The 23,230-nt window shown below is 69.6% G+C and carries 24 protein-coding genes and 1 pseudogene; 12 read left to right on the plus strand and 13 right to left on the minus strand.

Translation table 11 applies throughout. From position 1 onward, the window contains the following. Nucleotides 1-118 precede the first annotated feature (118 nt). A pseudogene (locus tag J7E89_RS15510) lies at nucleotides 119-469 on the minus strand (hypothetical protein); the annotation flags it as partial. Here J7E89_RS15510 and J7E89_RS40900 point away from each other — a divergent pair. Beyond that, nucleotides 428-796 (plus strand): hypothetical protein, encoded by a 369-nt coding sequence (locus tag J7E89_RS40900; RefSeq protein WP_251060609.1) that lies wholly within the window; start codon nucleotides 428-430, stop codon nucleotides 794-796. The pseudogene J7E89_RS15510 and the gene J7E89_RS40900 sit on opposite strands and share 42 nt — an antisense overlap. Before the next feature lie 116 nt (nucleotides 797-912). Here J7E89_RS40900 and J7E89_RS15515 read toward each other — a convergent pair whose 3' ends face one another. After that, nucleotides 913-1,050: a hypothetical protein gene (locus J7E89_RS15515; RefSeq protein ID WP_214973899.1), complete on the minus strand. Its 138-nt coding sequence runs from the start codon at nucleotides 1,048-1,050 to the stop codon at nucleotides 913-915. A 421-nt stretch (nucleotides 1,051-1,471) separates the two neighbouring features. Here J7E89_RS15515 and J7E89_RS15520 point away from each other — a divergent pair, with 421 nt between their 5' ends. Beyond that, a complete protein-coding gene (locus J7E89_RS15520) occupies nucleotides 1,472-2,224 on the plus strand; it encodes a hypothetical protein (protein WP_251060593.1) in 753 nt (250 codons plus the stop codon). A gap of 188 nt (nucleotides 2,225-2,412) precedes the next feature. Here the strand turns inward: J7E89_RS15520 and J7E89_RS15525 are convergent, their stop codons facing one another. Beyond that, a complete protein-coding gene (locus J7E89_RS15525) occupies nucleotides 2,413-2,778 on the minus strand; it encodes a YbjQ family protein (protein ID WP_214973904.1) in 366 nt (121 codons plus the stop codon). Nucleotides 2,779-2,926: 148 nt separating this feature from the next. Here J7E89_RS15525 and J7E89_RS15530 point away from each other — a divergent pair, with 148 nt between their 5' ends. Then, nucleotides 2,927-3,625 (plus strand): DedA family protein, encoded by a 699-nt coding sequence (locus tag J7E89_RS15530; RefSeq protein ID WP_214973906.1) that lies wholly within the window; start codon nucleotides 2,927-2,929, stop codon nucleotides 3,623-3,625. 43 nt (nucleotides 3,626-3,668) lie between these two features. Here J7E89_RS15530 and J7E89_RS15535 read toward each other — a convergent pair whose 3' ends face one another. Both J7E89_RS15535 and J7E89_RS15540 read right to left on the minus strand, forming a co-directional pair. Beyond that, nucleotides 3,669-5,360 (minus strand): threonine/serine exporter family protein, encoded by a 1,692-nt coding sequence (locus J7E89_RS15535; protein ID WP_214973907.1) that lies wholly within the window; start codon nucleotides 5,358-5,360, stop codon nucleotides 3,669-3,671. A 163-nt stretch (nucleotides 5,361-5,523) separates the two neighbouring features. Next, nucleotides 5,524-6,018 (minus strand): inorganic diphosphatase, encoded by a 495-nt coding sequence (locus tag J7E89_RS15540; protein WP_069930540.1) that lies wholly within the window; start codon nucleotides 6,016-6,018, stop codon nucleotides 5,524-5,526. Nucleotides 6,019-6,197: 179 nt separating this feature from the next. Here J7E89_RS15540 and dacB point away from each other — a divergent pair, with 179 nt between their 5' ends. The 6 genes from dacB (at nucleotide 6,198) to folE (ending at nucleotide 13,545) form a co-directional block, all read left to right on the plus strand. Then, entirely contained in the window at nucleotides 6,198-7,622 is a 1,425-nt protein-coding gene (gene dacB, locus J7E89_RS15545) for a D-alanyl-D-alanine carboxypeptidase/D-alanyl-D-alanine-endopeptidase (protein WP_214973908.1), read from the plus strand. Between the two features lie 76 nt (nucleotides 7,623-7,698). Beyond that, nucleotides 7,699-8,817, plus strand: coding sequence for a zinc-dependent metalloprotease (locus J7E89_RS15550; protein WP_214973909.1), 1,119 nt, complete (start codon nucleotides 7,699-7,701; stop codon nucleotides 8,815-8,817). 187 nt (nucleotides 8,818-9,004) lie between these two features. Further along, nucleotides 9,005-10,030, plus strand: a complete 1,026-nt coding sequence (gene tilS, locus J7E89_RS15555) for a tRNA lysidine(34) synthetase TilS (RefSeq protein WP_214973911.1) — start codon at nucleotides 9,005-9,007, stop codon at nucleotides 10,028-10,030. A gap of 44 nt (nucleotides 10,031-10,074) precedes the next feature. Next, entirely contained in the window at nucleotides 10,075-10,614 is a 540-nt protein-coding gene (gene hpt / locus J7E89_RS15560; protein WP_214974017.1) for a hypoxanthine phosphoribosyltransferase, read from the plus strand. A gap of 170 nt (nucleotides 10,615-10,784) precedes the next feature. Then, entirely contained in the window at nucleotides 10,785-12,818 is a 2,034-nt protein-coding gene (gene ftsH, locus J7E89_RS15565; RefSeq protein WP_214973913.1) for an ATP-dependent zinc metalloprotease FtsH, read from the plus strand. Between the two features lie 121 nt (nucleotides 12,819-12,939). Then, complete coding sequence (folE, locus tag J7E89_RS15570) at nucleotides 12,940-13,545, plus strand: GTP cyclohydrolase I FolE (RefSeq protein WP_214973916.1); 606 nt, start codon at nucleotides 12,940-12,942, stop codon at nucleotides 13,543-13,545. An 11-nt stretch (nucleotides 13,546-13,556) separates the two neighbouring features. On the opposite strand, the gene J7E89_RS15575 is transcribed toward folE, so the two are convergent. The 6 genes from J7E89_RS15575 to J7E89_RS15600 all read right to left on the minus strand — a co-directional run bounded on the left by J7E89_RS15575 (nucleotide 13,557) and on the right by J7E89_RS15600 (nucleotide 17,046). Next, entirely contained in the window at nucleotides 13,557-14,042 is a 486-nt protein-coding gene (locus J7E89_RS15575; RefSeq protein WP_214973919.1) for a DUF3180 domain-containing protein, read from the minus strand. Between the two features lie 69 nt (nucleotides 14,043-14,111). Continuing rightward, complete coding sequence (gene folK, locus J7E89_RS15580; RefSeq protein WP_214973922.1) at nucleotides 14,112-14,711, minus strand: 2-amino-4-hydroxy-6-hydroxymethyldihydropteridine diphosphokinase; 600 nt, start codon at nucleotides 14,709-14,711, stop codon at nucleotides 14,112-14,114. Continuing rightward, nucleotides 14,708-15,067, minus strand: a complete 360-nt coding sequence (gene folB, locus J7E89_RS15585; protein WP_214973924.1) for a dihydroneopterin aldolase — start codon at nucleotides 15,065-15,067, stop codon at nucleotides 14,708-14,710. Before folB ends, folK begins: the two co-directional genes overlap by 4 nt. Nucleotides 15,068-15,258: 191 nt before the next feature. Then, nucleotides 15,259-15,711, minus strand: a complete 453-nt coding sequence (locus J7E89_RS15590) for a nuclear transport factor 2 family protein (protein ID WP_214973927.1) — start codon at nucleotides 15,709-15,711, stop codon at nucleotides 15,259-15,261. Further along, a complete protein-coding gene (gene folP, locus J7E89_RS15595) occupies nucleotides 15,708-16,577 on the minus strand; it encodes a dihydropteroate synthase (protein WP_214973930.1) in 870 nt (289 codons plus the stop codon). Before folP ends, J7E89_RS15590 begins: the two co-directional genes overlap by 4 nt. A gap of 16 nt (nucleotides 16,578-16,593) precedes the next feature. Beyond that, a complete protein-coding gene (locus tag J7E89_RS15600; protein WP_251060594.1) occupies nucleotides 16,594-17,046 on the minus strand; it encodes a MarR family winged helix-turn-helix transcriptional regulator in 453 nt (150 codons plus the stop codon). A gap of 110 nt (nucleotides 17,047-17,156) precedes the next feature. Between J7E89_RS15600 and J7E89_RS15605 the strand changes: the two genes are divergently transcribed. Then, on the plus strand, nucleotides 17,157-18,083 hold the full coding sequence (locus J7E89_RS15605) for an NADP-dependent oxidoreductase (protein WP_214973933.1): 927 nt from the start codon (nucleotides 17,157-17,159) through the stop codon (nucleotides 18,081-18,083). On the opposite strand, the gene J7E89_RS15610 is transcribed toward J7E89_RS15605, so the two are convergent. After that, nucleotides 18,070-19,944: a phosphatidylglycerol lysyltransferase domain-containing protein gene (locus J7E89_RS15610; RefSeq protein WP_214973936.1), complete on the minus strand. Its 1,875-nt coding sequence runs from the start codon at nucleotides 19,942-19,944 to the stop codon at nucleotides 18,070-18,072. The genes J7E89_RS15605 and J7E89_RS15610 overlap by 14 nt on opposite strands. Before the next feature lie 139 nt (nucleotides 19,945-20,083). On the opposite strand from J7E89_RS15610, the gene J7E89_RS15615 reads away from it, so the two are divergent. Beyond that, entirely contained in the window at nucleotides 20,084-21,199 is a 1,116-nt protein-coding gene (locus J7E89_RS15615; RefSeq protein WP_214973938.1) for an esterase family protein, read from the plus strand. Here J7E89_RS15615 and J7E89_RS15620 read toward each other — a convergent pair. Beyond that, complete coding sequence (locus J7E89_RS15620) at nucleotides 21,186-22,358, minus strand: ABC transporter ATP-binding protein (protein ID WP_214973941.1); 1,173 nt, start codon at nucleotides 22,356-22,358, stop codon at nucleotides 21,186-21,188. The genes J7E89_RS15615 and J7E89_RS15620 overlap by 14 nt on opposite strands. Before the next feature lie 128 nt (nucleotides 22,359-22,486). On the opposite strand from J7E89_RS15620, the gene J7E89_RS15625 reads away from it, so the two are divergent. Next, the gene (locus J7E89_RS15625; protein WP_214973944.1) at nucleotides 22,487-23,230 is read left to right on the plus strand and encodes an ABC transporter permease; all 744 of its coding nucleotides are present in this window, start codon (nucleotides 22,487-22,489) and stop codon (nucleotides 23,228-23,230) included.

Genomic DNA, 23,230 nt, shown 5'->3' on the forward strand with positions numbered 1-23,230 from the left:
GACGCCGTTGGGCCCAACGGCGTCGTGAACGGGGGCGAGGATGTCAATCCGTTGGACAGGTCGCCGGCGTGACGGTGCGCACACTGCACCACTACGACGAGGTCGGAGCGCGGGAGCGTCAATCCCGAGTCGCCCCCTCTGGCCAGAGCACGCGTACCGGAACGCCCTTGCCCTCGGCGTAGGTGACGACGTCCGCCGTACCGCCGTGGCCCCGGGCTGGCTGTCTGTCCCAGACCGCGACCAGCACGTCAATCTGATCGACGAGTAGTTCGCTACCCGCCATGTGTGCGTGCGAGCCCGAGCCGTCAAGGCCCGTCCGATGCACGTACGACGCTCGGCGTAGCAGCGCGTCGTACGTGGGGTGGTGCCAGTCCGGAAGATCGGCGCGGTATTGCTCGGCGGGCAGCACAACCTCGATCCGGCCGCCGTGGTCGAGCACCGTCTGCACGAACCAGGTGTCGGGCCCCTCCCGTCGCAACCCTCCGACGATGAGCCGGCCAACCAGGACGCAGCCAAGCGGTTCACCAAGGCATCCGCAACAGACGGGGGCCCCCTCCGTCTGGAAGTCACCCACATCATCGATACCGTCGATGGTGACCGGCCGTACACCTATCTCGTCACCACCGCCGAGGGCACCCCGAGCAATCAGGACATCTCGGCGCTCATCGATGAGTGGACCTCATGGCCCGATAAGAGCACCGAGACCAGCATGGTCGGCGTCTACAGTGCCGACGGCTCCCGTATCGGCTCCGCAACCATCGACTCCGCAGCCAAGGTGAACAGCCCTCGCGGCTAACGTCCTACCGGAGATTAACCTGTGGGTTTAGGACTGGACGGTAGATGCGGCCCCGCCACGATCCGCTCCGGCTCCACGGTTCCCGACGACCGGCGCCCACCGTCGGTTACATCGGCCTACTGCCCGAACACCATCTCGGCGGCCTCCAGCCGGGCCACCTCCGCCTCGATCCCGGCCAGCTCCTTGCGCAGCAGTTCGGCACGTTCCGCCAGCTCAAGGCGCCGCTCGATCATCCACGTCAGCACATCCGTCATGAAGATCCCTCCCGCCGCGAACCTACGCACCAGCCCAAGCTCTCCGGGCAGAAACCCCGGAGGGCACCCCTGACGGACGATCACATGCTACCGATCTCCACCCCGACCAGCACGAGCACTCCGGCCAGATGCCACACCAGCCCTACTGACCAGCAGGAATCACGATGGCGGTAACTCAAATGAGCACCTGTCTGGCGAGGCCGACGCGGTAAGGCTCGCCGCGAAACTCGCCGAGCTGCGCAGCAGTACGGACAGCCTCGCCAGCCAGCACCCACAGGTGACGTTCCGGCCGTTGCCCCAAGTCTTGACCGACTGGAGCGCGGCCGGGATGGGCTCCCGTCCCCTCCGAGATGGACTCGCGTTGCTGCGTAGCCGGTACGCAGCTCTCGGACTGAGTCGGCCACTGCCCCTTGACCGCGTCATGGTCGGTACCCGCTCCGAGCGGGAAGGGGCGTACGGCGGATTCCACCACCCGAACCAGGGCTACCGGCACTTGCAGATGCGCGCCCTGATCACGGTGTCGGGACCGCTTTCCTCCGGTCTGCCAGCGGACCCGGAGTTAGCCGCGCTCGACCTGCTGCGGGCATACGCGCACGACTGCCTGCACTATGGCTCGTTCCGCAGCTACCGGCTCAGAGGCGACGAGATCGTACGGACGCAGTACGGCGTGAACTTTCGCCGCTACGACGGACGCACCTACTCGGCGCCTGACCTTGCCGGGTCGCCGACCACCCGCAATCTCGGCGTGGTCATGGAGGGTGCCTGCGATCGAGAGGCACGCGCCATCGCCCGGCAGATCGCCCGCCGCTTGGACATCACGCGTTCGGAAGGCATGACCGCCTACGTGTTCCGGGACGTGACCGGAACCCTCACCGCCACCGACACCGCCGCTCTCTCGCGACCAGCGCACCGCGCCACCCACGCCCCCACAGAGCCGGCAGCGGCCTTCCTGGAATCGATGGGGAAGTATCAGGAGTCCGTCAACGCCCGCTACGGCCGGTTCCTCGCCGACGTCGGCCGGGACGAGGCAGCCGACCTGCACACGGCCGTGCTGCGGGCAACACTGTCCGGCTCTCTCACCGGACTGTCGGCGTGGCTCGACCACCGCCACGGCCCCCGCTCGTTCGCCTCACTTTTCCTGAACCCCGGCTATCCGGTCCGCTTTCCCGGGTAGTCGGCCACTCGGGGCGGACCCTGTGCCCGCAGGGCACCGCGGCGAAGCCCGTCCTGGCCGCCTATCTGCGCGAGGCGATCCTGGCCAACGCCACCCGTCACCCGCCACCCGCCACGCGTAGCGCGCGGCGAGAGATACGGCTCGCGTACGGCCCCGGAGGCGTCCCGGGACCGTACGCAAGCCTGCTGTCACTCCTTGGAGAGGACGACCGCCGTGCCGTAGGCGCACACCTCAGTGCCCACATCGGCCGCGTCGGTAACGTCGAAACGCATCATCAGCACGCCGTTGGCACCACGCGCCCTGGCCTGCTCGACGAGCCGCTCCATCGCCTGGTTGCGGGTCTCCACAAGCGTCTTGGTGAGCCCCTTGAGTTCGCCGCCGATCATCGACTTCAGCCCGGCGCCGATCTGGCTGCCCAAGTGACGCGAGCGGACTGTCAGACCGAAGACCTCGCCGATCACCCGGTCCACCCGGTATCCAGGTGCGTCATTCGTGGTCACCACCAGTACGTCGGACTGAGTGCCCTGCCCACCGCCGTAATCCTCGATGCCCATGCGCATCCACCTCCTGGCGCACAGCTTTGCCCCGGTCCGTCCCCGGCGCCATCCCCCAGGGGGCTACTGGAACCAGGAGGACTCCGGTGGCGTTGATAGCTTTGGGCAGCCACACCCGCAGACGATCCCACCCAGGAGCCCGGTACCCGTGAATACGCTTGCGCTCGGACCGAGCTGGCTGGAGCCGAACTATCTGCTGGAGCAGTTCGGCCTGATCGGCCTGCTGGTCATCGTGTTCGCCGAGTCCGGCCTGCTCATCGGCTTCTTCCTGCCGGGAGACTCGCTGCTGTTCACCACCGGTCTGCTGGTGACCACGGGCGTTCTGAAGAACCCGCTGTGGCTGGTCTGCCTGCTGGTCGTGCTCGCGGCGATCATCGGCGACCAGGTCGGCTATCTCTTCGGCCGCAAGGTCGGGCCCGCGCTCTTCAAGCGCCCGGACTCCAAGCTCTTCAAGCAGGAGAACGTCGAGAAGGCCCACGACTTCTTCGAGAAGTACGGCCCGAAGTCGCTCGTCCTGGCCCGCTTCGTGCCGATCGTCCGTACCTTCACGCCGATCATCGCCGGCGTGAGCAGGATGAACTACCGCTCGTTCATCACGTTCAACATCATCGGTGGTGTGCTGTGGGGCGCGGGCGTCACGCTGCTCGGCGCCTCGCTCGGCAAGATCCAGTTCGTTCGTACGCACATCGAGGCGATCCTGATCCTGATCGTGCTGATCTCGGTCGTCCCGATCGCCGTCGAGTACCTGCGTGCCCGCAGCAAGAACAAGAAGGCCGCCCTCGCCGAAGACGGCGGCCAGGCCGACGGCACGCCCCCGGCTTCACGCGGCCGCCACGCCAAGCGCTGACTCCGGGGCAGAGCGCCGGATCGGCCGGCGCGGGCCCGGGCCCCTAGAAGCCGCGCGTCCGCTTGGCCGCGCGGCGGCTCGCCCCACGGCCCGCTCCCGGCATCTTCAGGAACAGCCGGGAGATCTCGCCACCGAGGTTCACGCCGATGGCGATGGCCAGCGACAGCGCCGCCGCCTTCGAGAGCGACGCGAGCCCGGAGTTCAGGTCGTTCTGCGCGATGCCCAGCAGTCCGAAGTACGTCGCTGAGCCCGGCAGCAGCGGACCGATCGCCGCCGTGACGTACGGCAGCGCCGACGCGTACTGGTAGCGCGAGAACAGCTGCCCGAAGAGACCCACCAGGCCGGCCGCGACAGCCGTCGAGGCCACCGCGGAGATCTCGCCGACGTCATGCATCGCGCCGTACACGAGCCAGGCCACTCCGCCGTTCAGCGTCACCATCAGCACGGTGTTGCGCTGCTGCTGGAGCAGGATCGCGAAGGCGAAACAGAGCAGCATCGACGCCAGGATCTGCGTCACCGGGCGCTCGACGGTCTCCAGCGACGTCGTCGCGTGCAGCTCGGCGTTCAACTGCACGCCCAGATAGAGGACGACCAGCACGCCGATGACGATCGCGATGAAGAAGTACATGACTTCGAGCAGTCGCGCCGACGCGGTGATGTAGTAGCCGGTCAGGCCGTCTTGCACGCCCGCGACCAGCGCCCGCCCCGGCAGCAGCGCGAAGAGCCCACCGGTGATCACGGCGGAGGGCCGGACGTCCCACATCGCCGAAGTCGGTGCCAGCGTGAGCGCCACCCCTATCGCGGCGGGCGGCATCGCCGCCACCACGAACTGGTAGAACTCCGGCAGCCCGCGCCCCGCGCACAGCCATGCCAGCCGGTCGCCGAGCATCGCTCCGATCGCGGCCGCCAGGAACACCACGGGCCCACCGCCGACCAGCACGGAAGCCGCACCGGCCAGCAGCCCGCTCGCCGACGTCAGCGCCCAGCCGGGGTACGGGTGACGGTTGCGGCGTATCTCCGCGAGCGTGCGGTACGCCTCCTCCAGCGTGACGTCGGTGTCCGGCGACGTGATGTCGTCGATGAGGTGGTAGACCGCCGCCAGGCGCGTGTAGTCGGTGCCCCGGCGGCGTACGGTCCTGCTCGCCGTCACCGGGTCCTCGACCAGCGACGGCTGGTACGAGATCGACAACAGGGTGAAGGTGACGTTCGGCTCGCAGCGGTCGAGCCCGTACGCCCGGCTCACGCCGAACATCGCCGCCTCGACGTCCTCGGCGCCCTCACCGCCCGCGAGCAGCAGCTCGCCGATACGCAGCGTCAGGTCCAGCACGCGCGGTACGGCGGGCCCGGCCTCGTCGTGGCGCTGCACCGGCTCCGGCACCGGCCGGTCGCCCACCGGCATGCGCAGCAGCGTACGCATCCGGTCCTGCCAGGGCGCCTCCTTGGTCAGCCGGACCATGGGCACCCCGTAGGCCGGAGTGAACGCGGGCGGCGCGTTCCGGGCGCTGTAAGTGCTCGGGGTGTCGAACGCCGAGGTCTCCGGCGGTACGGGGTGCTCCCCGGTGGTCGTGCCCCGCGGAAGTGCGAACTCGGAGGTCGGACTGTCCTCGTCGACCGGCTCCGGCTGTTCCACCCCGGCCGGCGGAGTGAAGGCGCTGCGCGCCTCGTCCGACTGCGGCTTGCGGTCCTCGGGGCCCTCACTCTCGGCTCCGCTGCCGCCGCGCTTCGGCTCCGCCACTTACTTGCCTCGCTTCGATTCCTTGATCCAGTACGTCCGCACGCCGGTCCGGGCCACCCGGGCCCGGGAGCCCAAGCCATGGCCAAGGCCAGACAAGCCCAGTATGCGGACGGACACCTTCCCCTCGCCGCCCGCCGTGATGCCAGCTGAGCCAGGGGGCTCGTCAGTGGCTGCCGCCCTGCGCCTGCAGGCGCTTGTACGAGGCTTCGACCTCGGCCTCGGCCTCGGTGCGGCCGACCCAGTCGGCGCCCTCTACGGACTTGCCGGGCTCCAGGTCCTTGTAGACCTCGAAGAAGTGCTGGATCTCCAGGCGGTCGAACTCCGACACGTGGTGGATGTCGCGCAGGTGCTCGACCCGCGGGTCCGACGCCGGGACGCACAGCAGCTTGTCGTCGCCGCCGGCCTCGTCGGTCATCCGGAACATGCCGATCGCGCGGCACTTGATGACACAGCCGGGGAAGGTGGGCTCGTCGAGCAGTACGAGCGCGTCCAGCGGGTCGCCGTCCTCGCCGAGGGTGTTCTCGACGAAGCCGTAGTCCGCCGGGTAGCTCGTGGAAGTGAAGAGTCGACGGTCCAGGCGGATCCGGCCGGTCTCGTGGTCCACCTCGTACTTGTTCCGCGAACCCTTCGGAATCTCGATGGTGACGTCGAACTCCACGGGTGGTTCCTCCATGATCAGCACATACTCCGGATTGTGCTGCGTCCTTCCGGGGGGCGAGCCCCGGACCGCCGGCCGGTTCGGTAGGCCGGACGAGCCAGGGCGTCATGCTCCCGGCAACACGCAGTGGTTAAGTGTCCCTCACGCAGGTGTGTGATCGCGAAAGGGGCTGGTCCGAGGTGCCGGAGCGCAAAACATGGCAGCTCGCGACGATCGCAGCTGTGACCGGTCTCGCCCTCTCTGCCGGGGCGGTGGCCGCAGCAGGCCCCTGGGACTCCGGTCAGCGTAAGGCCGAGCGGGCGTGGGCCGCCTCCCAGGACCGTACGGGTGGCGCACATCACGAGTTCCCGGCGCGTGCCGTCCCCGCACCCGCCCCCAGCGCGCCCGGCGTGCTCACCGCGCTCGGCGCCCCCGTGCCGCCGCCCGCCGAGAGCGGCCTCGCGGACGCCCTGGATCCGCTGCTGCGCGACCCCGCCCTCGGCACGCTGCGTACCGCGTCGGTCATCGACACCGCGACCGGCACGCAGGTGTACGGGAAGGGGGACGCGGAGGCGATGATTCCGGCGTCCACCATCAAAATCGCGACATCGGTCGCCGCACTCTCCGCCCTCGGCCCCGACCACCGCATCGCCACCACCGTCATCGCGACCCCCGACGGCAAGAAGACCGTCCTCGTCGGCGGCGGCGATCCGACGCTGGACCGGGACGCCCTCGCCTCCCTGGCCGACGACACCGCGCGGGCGCTGCGGGACCGGGGCGTCGGCGAGACCGAGCTCGCGTACGACGCCTCGCTCTACTCGGGACCCGAGCGCCACCCCATCGGCCCCAACCCCAACATCAGCCCCGTCAGCCCCCTGATGATCGAGGAGGGCCGGCTCGACGGCTCCCGCAGCGGCCCCGCCCCGCGCAGCGCCGACCCCGCGGGCGACGCCGCCCGCGCCTTCGCGGAGATGCTGCGCGAGCGCGGCATCAAGGGGAAGGGCGACCCCGCATCCGGCAAGGGCCCGCACGACGCGGAACCGGTGGCCAGGGCCCTCTCCGCGCCCCTGTCCGCCCTCGTCGAGCGCACCCTTACCAACAGCGACAACGACCTCGCCGAGTCCCTGGCCCGCCAGACGGCACTCGCCTCGGACGAGCCGGCCAGTTTCGAAGGCGCGGGCAAGGCCGTCGAGTCCTGGCTGAAGAAGCTCCAACTGCCGCTGTCCGGCGCCCGTTTCGCCGACGGAAGCGGCCTGGACCGCGACGACCGGATGTCCGCCGCCCTGCTGGCCGGCCTCCTCGCCCGCGCCGCCGACCCCGCCCGCCCCGCACTGCGCCCCGTCCTCACCGGCCTGCCGGTGGCCGGATTCAGCGGCACCCTGAAGAGCCGGTACACCAACGACTCACCGGGTACGGGCATGGTCCGCGCCAAGACCGGCACGCTGACCGGCGTGAACACACTGGCCGGCACCGTCGTCGACGCGGACGGCCGGCTCCTGTCCTTCGCCTTCCTCACCTCCGGCACCACAGGCCCCGACGGGGCCCAGTCCGCCCTGGACCGCCTGGCCTCCACGATCGCCAACTGCGGCTGCGAGCCGTCCGCGGGGCGGCCCGGACGCACGTGAACCCCGAGGAACCTCAGGGGTACAGGTGGAGCACAACACCTCTCCGCGGGCCGGGTCGACAACGTACGGTTGACGCATGACGAGCATCGGTGGTGCGGAGATGGTCGACTGGAACCTCGCGGTGGCGACCGCGACCCGACTGGTGAGGCCAGGCCCCGACGTGACCCGGGACGAGGCGCGAGCCGTCGTCGCCGAGCTCCGCCGGCACGCCAAGGCCTCCGAGGAGCACGTCCGTGGCTTCACGCGGATGATCCCCGAAGGGCACGCGCCCCAGGACACCCCGGTCCTCGTGGTCGACCGGGCCGGCTGGATCAGGGCGAACGTCGCCGGATTCAGGGAGGTCCTGCGGCCGCTCCTCGACAAGATGCAGGAACGCAGGGGCACCGGGCCCGGCGGCGCCGTGCTCGGTGCGGTCGGCGGCAAGGTGACCGGCGTAGAGGTCGGCATGCTGCTGTCCTTCCTCGCCTCACGCGTCCTCGGACAGTACGAGACGTTCGCCCCGCCCTCCCGCGAGCTCCCCGCCGGCACCGGCGGCGGCCGCCTGCTGCTCGTCGCCCCGAACATCGTGCACGTCGAGCGGGAGCTCGAAGTCCACCCGCACGACTTCCGGCTCTGGGTCTGCCTGCACGAGGAGACCCACCGCACCCAGTTCACGGCCGTGCCCTGGCTGCGCGACCACCTGGAGGGCGAAATCCAGTCGTTCCTCGGCGAGACCGAGGTCGACCCGATGACGGTCCTGGAGCGCCTGCGCGAGGCGGCCCAGTTACTGGCCGGCGGCCGCCCCGAGGGTGAGGCTGGCGAGGACGGCGGCCGCAGCCTCGTCGAGATCGTCCAGACCCCCGCCCAGCGCGAGATCCTGAGCCGCCTGACCGCCGTCATGTCGTTGCTCGAAGGCCACGCCGACTTCGTGATGGACGGCGTGGGGCCCGACGTGGTGCCGTCCGTCGCCGAGATCCGCGAGAAGTTCCAGCAGCGCAGGGCCCGCGGCGCCAGCCGCCTGGACCTGGCTCTGCGCAAGCTGCTCGGCCTGGACGCCAAGCTCCGGCAGTACCGTGACGGTGAGCGTTTTGCACGGGCTGTGGTGGAGGAGGTCGGAATGGACGGCTTCAACCGGGTCTGGACCTCCCCGAACACGCTCCCCACGAAGGCGGAGATCGCCAAACCGGCGGACTGGGTCGCGCGGGTGCACCGATAGGACAGGGTCATAATCCGGCTGCGGCCGACGGCAGGAGAACGCCCTCCTAATCACCCATCCGAGGGACCGTGAGCGGTGGGTAGGCGTGCGATGCTCGGGGAATGGCTCGGCTCTGTCACCATCGACGCACTCTGAGTGACTGGCTTCTCCTCCCGAGGCACCCCAACTTCATCGAAGGGCACCGGACATGGGTCCCCATCCTGCGGTCGCAGCGATACGCCTGGCGGTCCGCCGCGTACTCCACGACGTACTCAACGACATCACCGCCCCCGACAACCTCACGCCCCCGCACGAGCCGCCGCCCCCGCCGCTCGTGCTGGTGGCATGCTCCGGCGGCGCCGACTCCATGGCGCTCGCCTCCGCCCTCGCCTTCGAGGCGCCCAAGCTCGGCATCCGGGCCGGCGGCGTCACGGTCGACCACGGCCTCCAGGAAGGCTCCGACAGGCGGGCCGCCGAGGTCGTCAACCGCCTCGCCGCGCTGCGCCTCGAACCGGTCGAGGCCGTCGCGGTGACCGTCGGCCGTGACGGCGGCCCCGAAGCGGCCGCCCGCGACGCCCGCTACGCCGCGCTGGACGCCGCCGCCGAGCGCCACGGCGCCGCCGCCGTCCTGCTCGGCCACACCCGCGACGACCAGGCGGAGACGGTTCTGCTCGGCCTCGCCCGCGGCTCCGGCATCCGCTCGCTGTCCGGCATGGCCGCCGTGACCGGCGCGGGGCGCTACCGCAGGCCCTTCCTCCAGATCGACCGGCAGACCGCCCGCAAGGCCTGCATGGTGCAGTCGCTGCCCGTCTGGGACGACCCGCACAACACCGACCCCGCCTACACCCGCTCCCGGCTGCGCCACGACGGGCTGCCCGCCCTGGAGAAGGCGCTCGGCAAAGGAGTCGTCGAGGCCCTCGCCAGGACCGCGCAGCTCTCCCGCGACGATGCCGACGCCCTGGACGACTGGGCCGCCGAGGCGGACGCCTCCGTACGGGACGCATCGGGCCAGCTGGAGTGCGTCAAGCTCTACGCCTTGCCCCCCGCCGTACGCCGCCGGATCCTGCGCCGGGCGGCCATCTCCGCCGGCTCACCGGCCGGATCCCTCTTCGCGCGGCACGTCGAAGAAGTTGACCGGCTGATCACCGGCTGGCGCGGGCAAGGGGTCATCAACCTCCCCGGCCGGGTGGAGGCGCAGCGGCAGGGTGGCAGACTGGTCATCCGGCAGGGCTGATGCGCTGAAGCACTACGAAAGTGACCCCGGTGGACGAGAAGGACATGGGCACCGACCTCAAGTCGGTGCTCATCACCAAGGAAGAAATCGACGCGAAGCTGGCCGAGCTGGCCGCGAAGATCGATGCGGAGTACGCGGGCAAGGACCTGCTCATCGTGGGTGTCCTCAAGGGCGCCGTCATGGTGATGGCCGACCTGGCACGCGCGCTGTCCACCCCCGTCACGATGGACTGGATGGCGGTCTCGTCGTACGGCGCGGGCACCCAGTCGTCCGGCGTGGTCCGCATCCTCAAGGACCTCGACACCGACATCAAGGGCAAGCACGTCCTGATCGTCGAGGACATCATCGACTCGGGTCTGACGCTCTCCTGGCTGCTGTCGAACCTCGGATCGCGTGAGCCCGCGTCCCTGAACGTCTGCACGCTGCTGCGCAAGCCCGAGGCGGCGAAGGTCACGCTCGACGTGAAGTGGGTCGGCTTCGACATTCCCAATGAGTTTGTCGTCGGCTACGGCCTGGATTACGCCGAGAAGCACCGGAATCTGCCTTTCGTCGGAACTCTCGCCCCGCACGTCTACGGCGGCTGAGCCGGGAACCTCCACCCATGCCCCGGCGTTGGAGCATGGGAAGGCAGGTTCGTCAGCCGTCCCCGGCAGCCGCGGGTGACAATGCTGGGGTACCGTCCGAAGAACAGTCTTTTTAAACAGCAGCATTTACCTACGGGCAGGAGGGACGGGGCGACTACCGCCCCGTATGGATGGACGTGAAGCGATACTTCCGTGGGCCGGTCATGTGGATCGTGCTGGCCGTCCTCGCCGTGGTCGTGTTGATGCAGGTTGTCGGCTCGTCCGGCGGCTACAAGACGGTGGACACTGCCGAGGTCGTCCAGGCGATCGACAAGAACCAGGTCAAGCAGGCCAAGCTGACGACCGGTGACGAACAAGTCATCAAGGTCGAGCTGAAGGACGGCCAGAAGGTCAAGGACAGCAGCAAGATCCAGGCGAGCTACATCGGCGACCAGGGCGTCGCGCTCGCCAACAAGCTGCAGTCGAAGTTCGACAGCGGGGACATCGACAAGGGCTACACGGTCTCCCCCTCCAAGCAGAATCCGTTCGTCGGGATCCTGCTCTCCCTGCTCCCCTTTGTCCTCATCGTTGTCGTCTTCCTGTTCCTGATGAATCAGATGCAGGGCGGCGGCTCCCGGGTCATGCAGTTCGGGAAGTCCAAGGCGAAACTCATCACCAAGGACACCCCGAAGACGACGTTCGCCGATGTGGCGGGCGCCGACGAGGCGGTCGAGGAGCTCCACGAGATCAAGGAGTTCCTGCAGGAGCCGGCGAAGTTCCAGGCCGTCGGCGCCAAGATCCCCAAGGGTGTGCTGCTGTACGGCCCGCCCGGTACGGGCAAGACGCTGCTCGCGCGTGCTGTCGCGGGCGAGGCCGGCGTTCCGTTCTACTCGATCTCCGGTTCCGACTTCGTCGAGATGTTCGTCGGTGTCGGTGCCTCCCGTGTGCGTGACCTCTTCGAGCAGGCCAAGGCTAACGCCCCGGCGATCGTCTTCGTCGACGAGATCGACGCCGTCGGCCGCCACCGCGGCGCCGGCATGGGCGGCGGTCACGACGAGCGCGAGCAGACGCTGAACCAGTTGCTCGTCGAGATGGACGGCTTCGACGTGAAGGGCGGCGTCATCCTGATCGCCGCCACGAACCGGCCGGACATCCTCGACCCGGCGCTGCTGCGTCCGGGCCGCTTCGACCGGCAGATCGCGGTCGACCGTCCGGACCTCATGGGCCGTCTCGAGATCCTCAAGGTGCACGCCAAGGGCAAGCCCGTCACGCCGGACGTCGACCTTCGGGCCGTCGCCCGCCGTACGCCCGGCTTCACCGGCGCCGACCTGGCGAACGTGCTGAACGAAGCCGCGCTGCTGACCGCCCGTAGTGACAAGAAGCTGGTCGACAACCACTCCTTGGACGAGGCGATCGACCGCGTCGTGGCCGGACCGCAGAAGCGGACCCGGATCATGAGCGAGAAGGAAAAGAAGATCACCGCGTACCACGAGGGCGGACACGCCCTGGTCGCGGCGGCTTCTCCGAACAGCGACCCGGTGCACAAGGTCACCATCCTGTCCCGCGGGCGTGCCCTCGGTTACACGATGGTGCTCCCGGACGAGGACAAGTACTCGACCACGCGCAACGAGATGCTGGACCAGCTCGCCTACATGATGGGCGGCCGTGCGGCCGAGGAACTGGTGTTCCACGACCCGACCACGGGCGCTTCGAACGACATCGAGAAGGCCACCGCCACGGCCCGCGCGATGGTCACGCAGTACGGCATGACCGAGCGCCTCGGCGCGATCAAGTTCGGCCAGGACGGCTCCGAGCCGTTCCTCGGCCGTGACATGGGTCACCAGCGCGACTACTCGGAAGAGGTCGCCGCGCTGGTCGACGAAGAGGTCAAGAAGCTCATCGAGACCGCGCACAACGAGGCGTGGGAGATCCTCGTCGAGAACCGCGACGTTCTCGACAACCTGGTTCTGGCCCTCCTGGAGAAGGAGACGCTGAACAAGGAGGAGATCGCCGAGATCTTCAGCCCGATCGTGAAGCGCCCGGCCCGCCCCGCGTGGACCGGTTCTTCCCGCCGTATGCCGTCCACGCGGCCGCCGGTGCTTTCCCCGAAGGAGCTCTCCCTCACCAATGGCGCCACTGCCAACGGCGCGACTCCCGCGGTGACGGCCGGCTCCGTGGAAACCCCGGCCACCGAGGCGATCCCCGAGGAGCGCCCCGAGAGCTGATCATTCCGGCCCCGCGGGGCCCGGAATGGATGCCGCGTCCCCCAGGTTTTAGCCTGGGGGACGCGGCATTTTCGTACGTCCGCACGTTTGCGGCATGTGAAAGCACAGGAACGAGGCACAGATGACCGACCCGGTGACGTTGGACGGCGAAGGATCAATCGGCGAGTTCGACGAGAAGCGGGCCGAGAACGCCGTACGTGAGCTCCTCATCTCGATCGGAGAGGACCCCGACCGAGAAGGGCTGCGGGCAACGCCGGGGCGCGTTGCGCGGGCGTACAAGGAGATATTCGCCGGCCTGTGGCAGCAGCCCGAGGACGTGCTGACGACGACGTTCGACCTGGGTCACGACGAGATGATCCTGGTCAAGGACATCGAGGTCTTCAGCACGTGTGAACACCACCTGGTCCCGTTCCGCGGAGTCGCCCACGTCGGCTACATCCCGGCGAACAGCGGCAAGATCACCGGCCTGTCCAAGCTGGCGCGGCTGGTCGACGTCTACGCCCGCCGCCCGCAGGTGCAGGAGCGGCTCACGACGCAGATCGCCGATTCGCTGATGGACATCCTGGAGCCGCGCGGGGTGATCGTGGTCATCGAGTGCGAGCACATGTGCATGTCGATGCGCGGCATCCGCAAGCCCGGTGCGAAGACCATCACCTCCGCGGTGCGCGGGCAGCTGAGGGACTCGGCGACGCGCAACGAGGCGATGAGCCTGATCATGGCCCGCTGACCGGCTCAGGCTCAGGCGGCGCGGGCCGTGCCCCCGTTGTCTTCGTCCTCGGGGAGCTTGCAGACTCGCTCCAGGAAGAACGCCGCCGCGACGACGCCCGCGCCCGCCAGGACCGCCAGGCCCGCGTAGATGGCCTGGTCCCGGCGGGCGGGGACGTCGAGGCTGTTCATCAGCAGATGGACGCCCACGCCGCCGTACATCCCGCAGACCAGCGACGCGACGAGCGCGCTCGCCTGGCCGAATACCACCGCGCGGGCCGCCATCAGCGGCTCCACGCCCTTGGCGCCCGGCCGGCGCTCGCGCTGGGCGCGCAGCCGGGAGCGGATCGACAGCGCGGTCGCGAGCAGGACGACGGCGATCACGGCCAGCACGACGGGGGCCGCGAGCGGCACGCTCGGCAGCGTGCCGAACGTGTCCCAGAGCTGGGCGCCGCCCCAGGAGAGGACGCCTGCCACGGCGAAGAGACCGGCCAGTACGCCGAGCCGAAGTTGCTTCACCGAGAGTGCCCCTCACATCGGTTCATGTCGCAGCCGGTCATGATCACTGCCAGTCGGTCACTTTAACGACTACTCGGGCAGCCGGAGTTCCAGATCGGGGCGGGGGAGTACGCCATGGGCGCCGACGCCGTTGAGCAGGTCGGCGACGGGGCCGCGGCCGGGCAGCTGTGCCTCCGGCTCCACGTCGTGCCACGGGGCGAGGACGAAGGCGCGTTCGTGGGCGCGGGGGTGCGGGAGGGTGAGGAGAGGGTCCTCGGACACCACATCGGCGTACGCCACGATGTCCACGTCGATCGTGCGCGGGCCCCAGCGCTCCTGCCGGACCCGGTCGAAGGCTTCCTCGATGGCCTGGCCGCGCTCCAGCAGGGAGGACGGCGGCAGGGTGGTCTTGATCAGGACGACCGCGTTGAAGTACGACGGCTGGGTGCCGGGGTCGACGCCCCAGGGCTCCGTCTCGTACACCGGAGAGACGGCCTTGACCCGCAGGCCCGGCGTGTCCTCCAGGGCGTCGATCGCGCCCTGGATGGTCTCCAGGCGGTTGCCCAGATTCGAGCCGAGGGAGATCACGGCCCGTTTCGGGTTGGACAGTGTGATGTCCGCGGCGTCCACCTGTTCCACCACGGAGGCGGGCACCGGCTGCACCGTCGGGTCGCTCTGGGTGGGGTTCATACTCGGCTCCGGGTGATGGTGATGGTCACGTCGTCGAAGGGGACCGTGATCGGGGCGTCCGGCTTGTGGACGCAGACCTCGACCTCCTTCACCCCGTCGTGCTTGAGGCACTGCTGGGCGATCCGCTCAGCGAGCGTCTCGATCAGATCCACCGGTTCGCCCTGGACGACGTCCACGACTTCCTCCGCCACGACGCCGTAGTGCACGGTCTTCGCCAGGTCGTCGTCGGCCGCCGCGGGGCGGGTGTCGAGGCCGAGAACCAGGTCCACGATGAAGGTCTGGCCTTCCTCACGCTCCCGGGGGAACACGCCGTGGTGCCCACGGGCCTTGAGGCCGCGCAGCGCGACACGATCCACGCGAATCACTCCTGCTGTCGTAGAGAAAACGAGGGCGCTGCCGAGTGCGGTCGGCACGCCACCCTCACCCGAATCTACCTGCGAGCACTGACACCGGGCGCCCATGGGGGCTATGGACAGAAGCTGGTGGGGCTGGTAGCCGCCCCTACCCAGGGGCTCCGGACGCCAACCTTCCCCAGGCCCCTACCCACTCAGGCGGGGGACTCGTCGTCCTCGTCCTCACCGTTTTCGGTCAGAACGGGGGAGCCGTGGTGCGACCACAGTCTCCAGCCGTCCTCTGTGCGACGGAACACATTGGTAGCCACGATGAGCTGTCCGACCAGCGGGCCGAGTTCGCCCGCCTCCTCGGCCGGGCCGCCGCTCAGCGTGTTCTCGGTGCACACCACCAGGGCGGTGTCACCCAGGACGTTCACCTGCACGTCTGTGAGAAAGAACTGGATGTACTCCGTGTTCGCCATGATCAGGGCGTACGAGCGCAACACCTCGCCGCGCCCCGAAAGCACCGGCCAGCCCGGGTGGACGCAGGAGATCTCGTCGTCCAGCCAGAGCACCGACAGCTCTTCGAAGTCGCCGCGTTCCACGGCCTCGTAGAACGCGGTATTGGCCTGTTCGACCTGCTCTACGTCCGTGCGCGCGCGGCTCACAGGGCTCCTTCTACGGCTCTGGCGACCCGTACGGCGTCGGCGGTCGCCCGTACCTCGTGGACGCGCACCGCCCAGGCGCCCTCGTGGGCGGCGATGGCGGAGACGGCGGCGGTGGCCGCGTCCCGTTCTCTGGCGGGTGGCGGGGTGGCCCCGTCGCCCGCGTCGGCCGCGAGTACGTGGCCGAGGAACCGCTTGCGGGAGGCGGCCACCAGGAGGGGGCGGCCGAGGGCGCGCAGCTCGGCGAGATGGGCGACCAGGGCCAGGTCGTGCCCGGCCTGTTTGGCGAAGCCGAGGCCCGGATCGATGACGATGCGCTCGGGGGCGATGCCGCCGGCGATGACGGCTTCCATGCGCGCGCGCAGTTCGGACACGACCTCGCCGACCACGTCGGCGTACACCGCGCGGCTGTTCATCTGCTCGCTGAAGCCGCGCCAGTGCATGACGACGAAGGGCGCTCCGGCCGCCGCGACGGCCGGGATCATGGCGGGGTCGGCGAGGCCGCCGCTGACGTCGTTGACCAGGACGGCCCCAGCGGCGACGGCCCGCTCGGCGACGGCGGCGCGCATGGTGTCCACGGAGACGGTGACGCCCTCGGAGGCGAGACCGCGCACGACGGGGATCACGCGCTTCAGCTCTTCGTCGGCGTCGACGCGGGAGGCGCCGGGGCGGGTCGACTCACCGCCGACGTCGATGAGGTCGGCTCCCTCGGCGACGAGGTCGAGGCCGCGCTTGACGGCGGCGGTCGTGTCGAACCAGCGCCCGCCGTCGGAGAAGGAGTCGGGCGTCACATTGACGACCCCCATCACCGCACAGCGGTCCCACTGAGGCAGACCCTCGATCCGGCCACGCGTGCGCAACGTACTCATGCGTCCAGCGTAGGCGTCAGGCGGTGGTGCCAGGACCGCGCGAACCGCAGAAGACACGGCCGAGGAGGTCGTAGAGAGTGGCGCGGTCGGCGTCGTCCAGGGCGTCGAGAGCGGCATGGGTGGCGTTCATTCGGGCCCGGATGGCGTCGACGGTCTCTTCGCCCGTGGGGGTGAGGACGACGTTCTTGACGCGGCGGTCGTTGGGGCTGACCTCGCGGCGTACGAGGTCGCGCTTCTCCAGCCGGTCGACGATCCCGGTGATGTTGGAGGCGTCACAGGCGAGGGTGGTCGCGAGGACGCGCATCGAGGCGGGGGCCGCGTGCAGCACGCCGAGGGTCTTGGCCTGGCTGGCGCTGAGGCCCGCGTCGGCGGCGGCCAGGGAGAAGTCGCCGTAGTAGCCGCTGAAGGCCTCGGCGAGCCGTGCCATGAGCTGGGCCTTGGTGGGGGGTGTCCGGATCGTCTCTGCCATGCGGCCAGCTTAGCGCTCCCTACTTGATGATCTCAACCATTGAGGTCTACGGTCTATCTATTGCTTGAGATCATCAAGCAATCCCCAGGAGTCATACGAGGAGCACCACCATGAAGGCCATCACCTACCGCGCCTACGGCAGCCCGGACGGTCTCGAGTACGGCGACGTGCCGAGCCCGAAGCTCGGTCCGGACACCGTGCTGGTCCGCGTCAGGGCCGCCTCGGTCAACCCTGTCGACTGGAAGATCCAGGCCGGCTACCTCGACTCCGCGCTCGACGCGGTCTTCCCCGTCGTCCCCGGCTGGGACGTCGCCGGTGTGGTGGAGCAGGCGGGCGTCGCGGTGACCGAATTCGCACCGGGCGACGAGGTCATCGGATACGTACGCGAGGACTTCGTCTCCCGCGGCACCTTCGCCGAGTACGTCGCGGCGCCCGTACGCACCCGGGCCCGCAAGCCCGCGAACCTCTCCTTCGAGGAGGCCGCTGGGCTGCCGCTGGCCGGCCTCACCGCTTACCAGGCGCTCACCCGCCACCTGAAGCTCAGCGAGGGGGACACGCTGCTCGTGCACGCGGCGGCGGGCGGTGTCGGCTCGCTCGCGGTGCAGATCGCGCGTGCCTTCGGCGTCCGGGTCATCGGCACGGCCAGCGAGCACAACCATGAGTACCTGCGGTCCCTCGGGGCCATTCCGGTGACGTATGGCGAAGGGCTGGCCGACCGTGTGCGTGCGCTGGCGCCCGAAGGCGTCGATGCCGCACTCGACCTCGTCGGCGGCGAAGCGCTCAAGATCTCGCCGGAGCTGCTCGTTCCCGGTGGCCGGCTGGCCTCCATCGCGGACGGCGCGGTCCTCGGCCTCGGCGGTGCGTACGTCTTCGTGCGCCCCGACACCGCCGATCTGACGGCGCTGACCGAGCTGGCCGAGCGCGGCGCGCTGAGCGTCGAGGTGGCCGCCGTCTTCCCGCTGGAGAAGGCCGCCGATGCGCTGCGGCTGAGCATGGAGGGCCACACCCGCGGCAAGATCGCGATCAGCGTCGGCTGAGCGCCGTGACAGGCCGGGGGACCGGCCGCTCGTGCTCGTTCACCCGCACCTGTGCGGGGTGAGCGCACGGGCGCCGCTTCCCGGCCGCCGCGCGGCGGGCGAACGGGCGGGGAAGGGCGAGCGTGACGAAGCCCTCCGCCTGCATCGCGGCGAAGCCGATGCGCGGCAGGTCGCGGGTGGTGCGGAAGACCACGAAACGCGGCTCCCAGCGTGGCCGGAACTTGGCGTTGAACTTGTACAGCGACTCGATCTGGAACCAGCGGGAGAGGAAGACCAGCAGGCCGCGCCACATGCGCAGCACCGGTCCCGCCCCGATCCTCTCGCCGCGCGCGAGCGCCGAGCGGAACATCGCGAAGTTGAGGGAGACGCGTTCGACGCCGAGCCGGGGAGCGGCCTGGAGCGCGGCGACGATCAGCAGTTCGTTCATGCCGGGGTCGGCGGAGCGGTCGCGGCGCATCAGGTCCAGGGACATGCCGTCCGTACCCCACGGGACGAAGTGGAGTACGGCCTTCAGGTCGCCGTACGCCGAAGCCGTGGAACCGGCGGAGTCCGTCTTGTGAGCGGTCGCGATCACGCAGTCCCCGTCGCCGGGCTCCCCGATGCGGCCGAGCGCCATCGAGAAGCCGCGCTCGGTGTCCGTGCCGCGCCAGTCGGCGGCAGCCCGCCGGATGCGCTCCAGCTCGGCGTCACCGAGGTCACGTACGCGGCGTACGCGGGTCTCGTAGCCGCCGCGCTCAATGCGCTTGACCATCTGGCGTACGTTCCGCATGGCGCGCCCGGCGAGGGAGAAATCCGGCACGTGCACCACCGCTTCGTCCCCGAGCTCCAGCGCGTCGAGCCCCGTCTCGCGGGTCCACACCTCGCCGCCGGTCTCGCTGCAGCCCATCACGGCCGGGGTCCAGGAATGCGCCTTGGCTTCATCCATGAAGCGCTCGATGGCGCCCGGCCAGGCCTCCACATCGCCGATCGGGTCACCGCTGGCGAGCATCACGCCGGACACGACGCGGTAGGTGACGGCGGCCTTGCCGCTGGGCGAGAAGACGACGGCCTTGTCGTGGCGCAGCGCGAAGTGGCCCAGGGAGTCGCGGCCGCCGTGCCTGGCCAGCAGCTCGCGCAGCCGCTGCTCGTCTTCGGGGGTGAGGCGGGCCGCCGGGTGCTCGGGCCGCAGAGCCAGGTAGACGGTGGTGACGGCGGTGAGCAGACCCAGGGCGCCGAGCGAGTAGCCGACGGTCCAGGAGACCCGGCCCGCGTAGTCGACGGGACCCTCGAAGCCGAAGAGCCCGTACAGGACGTGCTCCAGACGCTCCGCCACGCTCGGGTTGCCGACGACCCTGCCCGGGTGCGAGCTGACGATGACCAGGCCGAGCCCGAGCGAACCCGCGCCGAGCAGGAAGAAGTTCGCGAGCGCCTTCCAGCGGCTGCGCGGATCGGGCAGTGCCGCGAACTCGCCGCGGTGGCGCACCAGGAGACCGAGCAGGGCGAGTGAGAGCAATACGCCTATGACCGAGTTCCGGTACATGAGCTGCGCCACCGCTCCGGCGGGCAGCAGAACCACGGCGGCCCGCCAGGCGCGGCGCTTGTGGCGCTTGAGGCCGTGCGCGAGAAGCAGCAGCAGTACGCCCGCGCTGATCGCGAGAGCGGCAGCGAACGGGCCGAGCGCTCCGGGAAGCACCTCGGCCAAGGAGTGCATCCTGCTGTGCCGGAAGCGCGGGAAGACGCCTGCGGCGATGTCGAGGAGGCCCACGACAGCGCAGGCCGTGCCGACCAGGGAGGGCACGCGCTCGGGGCGCGGGCCCCGGACGATCCGCCGTAGCCGACCCGGAACCGCACCAGTTTTATCCCCATCTAGCCTGATAGACATCGCTTCCCGTGGCTCCGCGAGAGAATTTCTGTCCGTGGGCCGAAGCAGCCGGACAATTTGCGCCCTCTAGGACGGCGCATCCGGGGGGCGGGTTCACTCGCGCTCAGGAAATTCTCAGGCAGAAAGCTCGCTCCTCATCATGGGTCTCACCAGTAACAGAGTTCTGACGCTCGCCGCCCTGCTGGCAGTGGTTCTGTTCGTCGCGACAGTCTTGCTCTGGCCGCGCCTGGCGGCCCGTAACTGGCGCTCCGTACTAGGCCGTGTCGGCCTGCTGCTCGCGACCCAGCTGCTGCTGTTCGCCTCTGTGGGACTCGCTGCCAACAAGTCGTTCCTCTTCTACGGCTCTTGGACCGACCTTTTCGGTCAGGAGACGGAAATGGGCGTGGTCGTCGACCACTCGGCCGGTGCCAGGGACCTCACTGTCGTCGACAAGCAGGGCATGGATGTGCGGGGCGGCTCCAAGCCCGCGGTGGGAGGCCAGATACAGAAGGTCGTCATAGCGGGCGAGAAGTCCAAGATGGCCAGCCAGGCCTACGTCTATCTGCCGCCCGAGTACTTCAGCCCGCAGTACGCCGGGAAGACCTTCCCGGCGGCCCTGGTGCTCACCGGATACCCGGGAACCGCCGAGAACCTGCTCAAGGGGCTGCGCTACCCGCGAACGGCGCACACTCAGGCGCAGGCGGGCAGGATGCAGCCGATGGTCCTGGTGATGCTGCGGCCGACCGTCGCGCCGCCGCGGGACACCGAATGCGTGAACGTGCCCGGCGGCCCGCAGACCGAGACCTTCCTCGCCGGCGACATTCCGAAGGCGGTGTCGGAGTCCTACAGGGTGGGCACCAGGGCGCGGAACTGGGGCGTCATAGGGAACTCCACCGGCGGTTACTGCGCCCTGAAATTCGCCATCCACCACCCGGAGACGTTCGGTGCGGGAGCCGGCCTGTCCGCGTACTACAGGGCAGCGGAGGACCCGACGACCGGTGACCTCTTCCACGGCGACAACGGCGAGCGGAAGCGGGCCGACCTGCTGTGGAGCCTGGACCACGTGAAGCCGTCGAAGACGTCGTCGTTCCTTGTGACCAGTTCCAAGGAGGGCGAGGACAATCTCAAGGAGACGGTGAAGTTCATCGAGAAGGTGAGGCCGCCCGCGCGGGTCTCCTCGATCACGCTGGACAGCGGCGGCCACAACTTCGGCACCTGGCGGCGCGAGATACCGGCCGCCATGGAGTGGATCAGCGACAGGCTCAGGGCGAACTGACGGACTCCACTTCGACTGCGGTACGGGGAACGGCCTGCGCGTCGGCGTCGATGGAGCGGCGCAGCGCCTCGTGGAGGCGGGCGGGTGTGAGTACGCCGAGGAAGCGTCCGGCGCTGTCCTTGTCGATGACGGCGATCCAGCCCGCGTCGTGCTGGAGCATCGTGGAGAAGGCCTGCTTGAGGGAGGCGCCGACGGGCAGCCATGCCTCCATGCGGCGGGCGTGCTCGCGTACGGTCCCGGTGGCTGTGGCTGTACGTACCTGCTCGGCGGAGATCCAGCCGTGCAGATCGTCGGCGCCGTCCAGGACGACGGCCCAACGGGCGCCTTCCGCCGTCAGCTTGGCAGCGGCGATCTTGACCGAGTCGTCGAGATGCACGACGGGCGGCTGTTCCAGGTCGCCGGGCTCGATGGGCGTGACGGAAAGGCGCTTGAGGCCACGGTCGGCGCCGACGAAATCCGCGACGTACGGGGTGGCGGGCGCCCCGAGGACGGCGGCCGGCGCGTCGAACTGCTCGATCCGGCCCTGCCCGTAGACGGCGATGCGGTCGCCGAGCCGGACGGCCTCCTCGATGTCGTGGGTGACGAAGAGGACGGTCTTGCGCACCTGGGACTGGAGCCGCAGGAACTCGTTCTGAAGGTGCTCGCGAACCACTGGGTCGACCGCGCCGAAGGGCTCGTCCATCAGCAGTACGGGCGGGTCGGCGGCCAGCGCCCGGGCCACGCCGACGCGTTGCCGCTGGCCGCCGGAGAGCTGGTCGGGGTAGCGGTCGCCGTGGACGGACGGGTCGAGGCCGACCAGGTCGAGGAGTTCGGCGGCGCGCTCACGGGCCTTGGCACGCTTGACGCCGAGGAGATGGGGGACGGTCGCGGTGTTGTCCAGGACCGTCTTGTGGGGGAACAGGCCGACCTGCTGGATGACATAGCCGATACGGCGGCGGAGCTGGACCGGGTCGATGGTCGATATGTCGTCCCCGTCGAGGAATATCCGGCCGTCGGTCGGCTCGATGAGCCGGTTCACCATCTTCATGGTGGTGGTCTTGCCGCAGCCGGACGGGCCGACGAGCGTGACCAGTTCGCCCTCGGCGACTTCGAAGGAGAGGTCGTCGACGGCGGTTGTGCCGTCGGCGTACCGCTTGGTGACGTGCTCGAATCGGATCATGATTCCCCATTGTGGCCGGTCCGGTGTCAAGACCATGTTGCGGGAATGTGGCGGTCCCCGGCGGTTGTCAGTGGCCGGGGATAGGGTCGTCAGACATAGGTTCGAGGTCTCGGGGGAGGTGGGGCGGCATGAGCGGCGGCCAGGGCTGTCTGACGGCGAACGACTGGATTTGCGGGGAGTATGTCCGCTCCCGCAGCCAGGAGTTGACCGACGCGACTGTCCAGAATGTGTGGATCACGCTGGTTTCGGTGGTGATCGGCCTGCTGATCGCCTTTCCGCTGGCGCTGCTCGCCCGTGGCCACGGCGGACGCCGGTCGAGATTCGCCGGCCCGGTCCTCGGCCTTACGACCGTGCTGTACACGGTCCCCTCGCTGGCGATGTTCTCGCTGCTGCTGCCGGTGTTCGGCCTTTCGGCGGCCGTGGTGGTCACGGGACTCGTGCTCTACTCGCTGACCGTTCTCGTGCGGAACATCCTGGCCGGGCTCGAAGCGGTGCCGGCGGAGGCGCGGGAGGCCGCGCTGGGGATGGGGTACGGCCGCGGGCGGCTGCTGTGGGAGGTCGAGCTGCCGCTGGCGTTGCCCGCCCTGCTGGCCGGGGTGCGCATCGCGACGGTGTCGACGGTCGCCCTGACGACGGTCGGCGCGATCGTGGGGTACGGCGGCCTGGGGACACTGATCGTCGACGGCCTCGACTCCCTCTTCAAGGCTCAGGTCCTGACGGCCTCGGTGATCTGCGTGCTGCTGGCGGTGGTGGCCGACCTGCTGCTGCTCGGGCTCCAGCGGTTGTTGACGCCGTGGACCCGGGTGCGTACGCCCCGAATACGTACCGGCCGCGCTGCCATCTCCACCACTCGTATCGCGAAGGCCGGCTGA

The sequence above is a fragment of the Streptomyces sp. ISL-100 genome (assembly GCF_018614615.1).
Lineage (GTDB): Bacteria > Actinomycetota > Actinomycetes > Streptomycetales > Streptomycetaceae > Streptomyces.

Coding starts and splice junctions, on each gene's coding strand:
- tilS (WP_214973911.1), top strand. CDS start 9,005: ATGGGTCCCCATCCTGCGGTCGCAGCGATACGCCTGGCGGTCCGCCGC.
- ftsH (WP_214973913.1), top strand. CDS start 10,785: ATGGACGTGAAGCGATACTTCCGTGGGCCGGTCATGTGGATCGTGCTG.
- J7E89_RS15615 (WP_214973938.1), top strand. CDS start 20,084: ATGGGTCTCACCAGTAACAGAGTTCTGACGCTCGCCGCCCTGCTGGCA.
- J7E89_RS15520 (WP_251060593.1), top strand. CDS start 1,472: ATGGTCGGTACCCGCTCCGAGCGGGAAGGGGCGTACGGCGGATTCCAC.
- folP (WP_214973930.1), bottom strand. CDS start 16,577: ATGAGTACGTTGCGCACGCGTGGCCGGATCGAGGGTCTGCCTCAGTGG.
- J7E89_RS15620 (WP_214973941.1), bottom strand. CDS start 22,358: ATGATCCGATTCGAGCACGTCACCAAGCGGTACGCCGACGGCACAACC.
- J7E89_RS15515 (WP_214973899.1), bottom strand. CDS start 1,050: ATGACGGATGTGCTGACGTGGATGATCGAGCGGCGCCTTGAGCTGGCG.
- J7E89_RS15525 (WP_214973904.1), bottom strand. CDS start 2,778: ATGGGCATCGAGGATTACGGCGGTGGGCAGGGCACTCAGTCCGACGTA.
- J7E89_RS15625 (WP_214973944.1), top strand. CDS start 22,487: ATGAGCGGCGGCCAGGGCTGTCTGACGGCGAACGACTGGATTTGCGGG.
- J7E89_RS15605 (WP_214973933.1), top strand. CDS start 17,157: ATGAAGGCCATCACCTACCGCGCCTACGGCAGCCCGGACGGTCTCGAG.
- hpt (WP_214974017.1), top strand. CDS start 10,075: ATGGGCACCGACCTCAAGTCGGTGCTCATCACCAAGGAAGAAATCGAC.
- J7E89_RS15610 (WP_214973936.1), bottom strand. CDS start 19,944: ATGTCTATCAGGCTAGATGGGGATAAAACTGGTGCGGTTCCGGGTCGG.
- J7E89_RS15600 (WP_251060594.1), bottom strand. CDS start 17,046: ATGGCAGAGACGATCCGGACACCCCCCACCAAGGCCCAGCTCATGGCA.
- J7E89_RS15550 (WP_214973909.1), top strand. CDS start 7,699: ATGACGAGCATCGGTGGTGCGGAGATGGTCGACTGGAACCTCGCGGTG.
- folE (WP_214973916.1), top strand. CDS start 12,940: ATGACCGACCCGGTGACGTTGGACGGCGAAGGATCAATCGGCGAGTTC.
- folK (WP_214973922.1), bottom strand. CDS start 14,711: ATGAACCCCACCCAGAGCGACCCGACGGTGCAGCCGGTGCCCGCCTCC.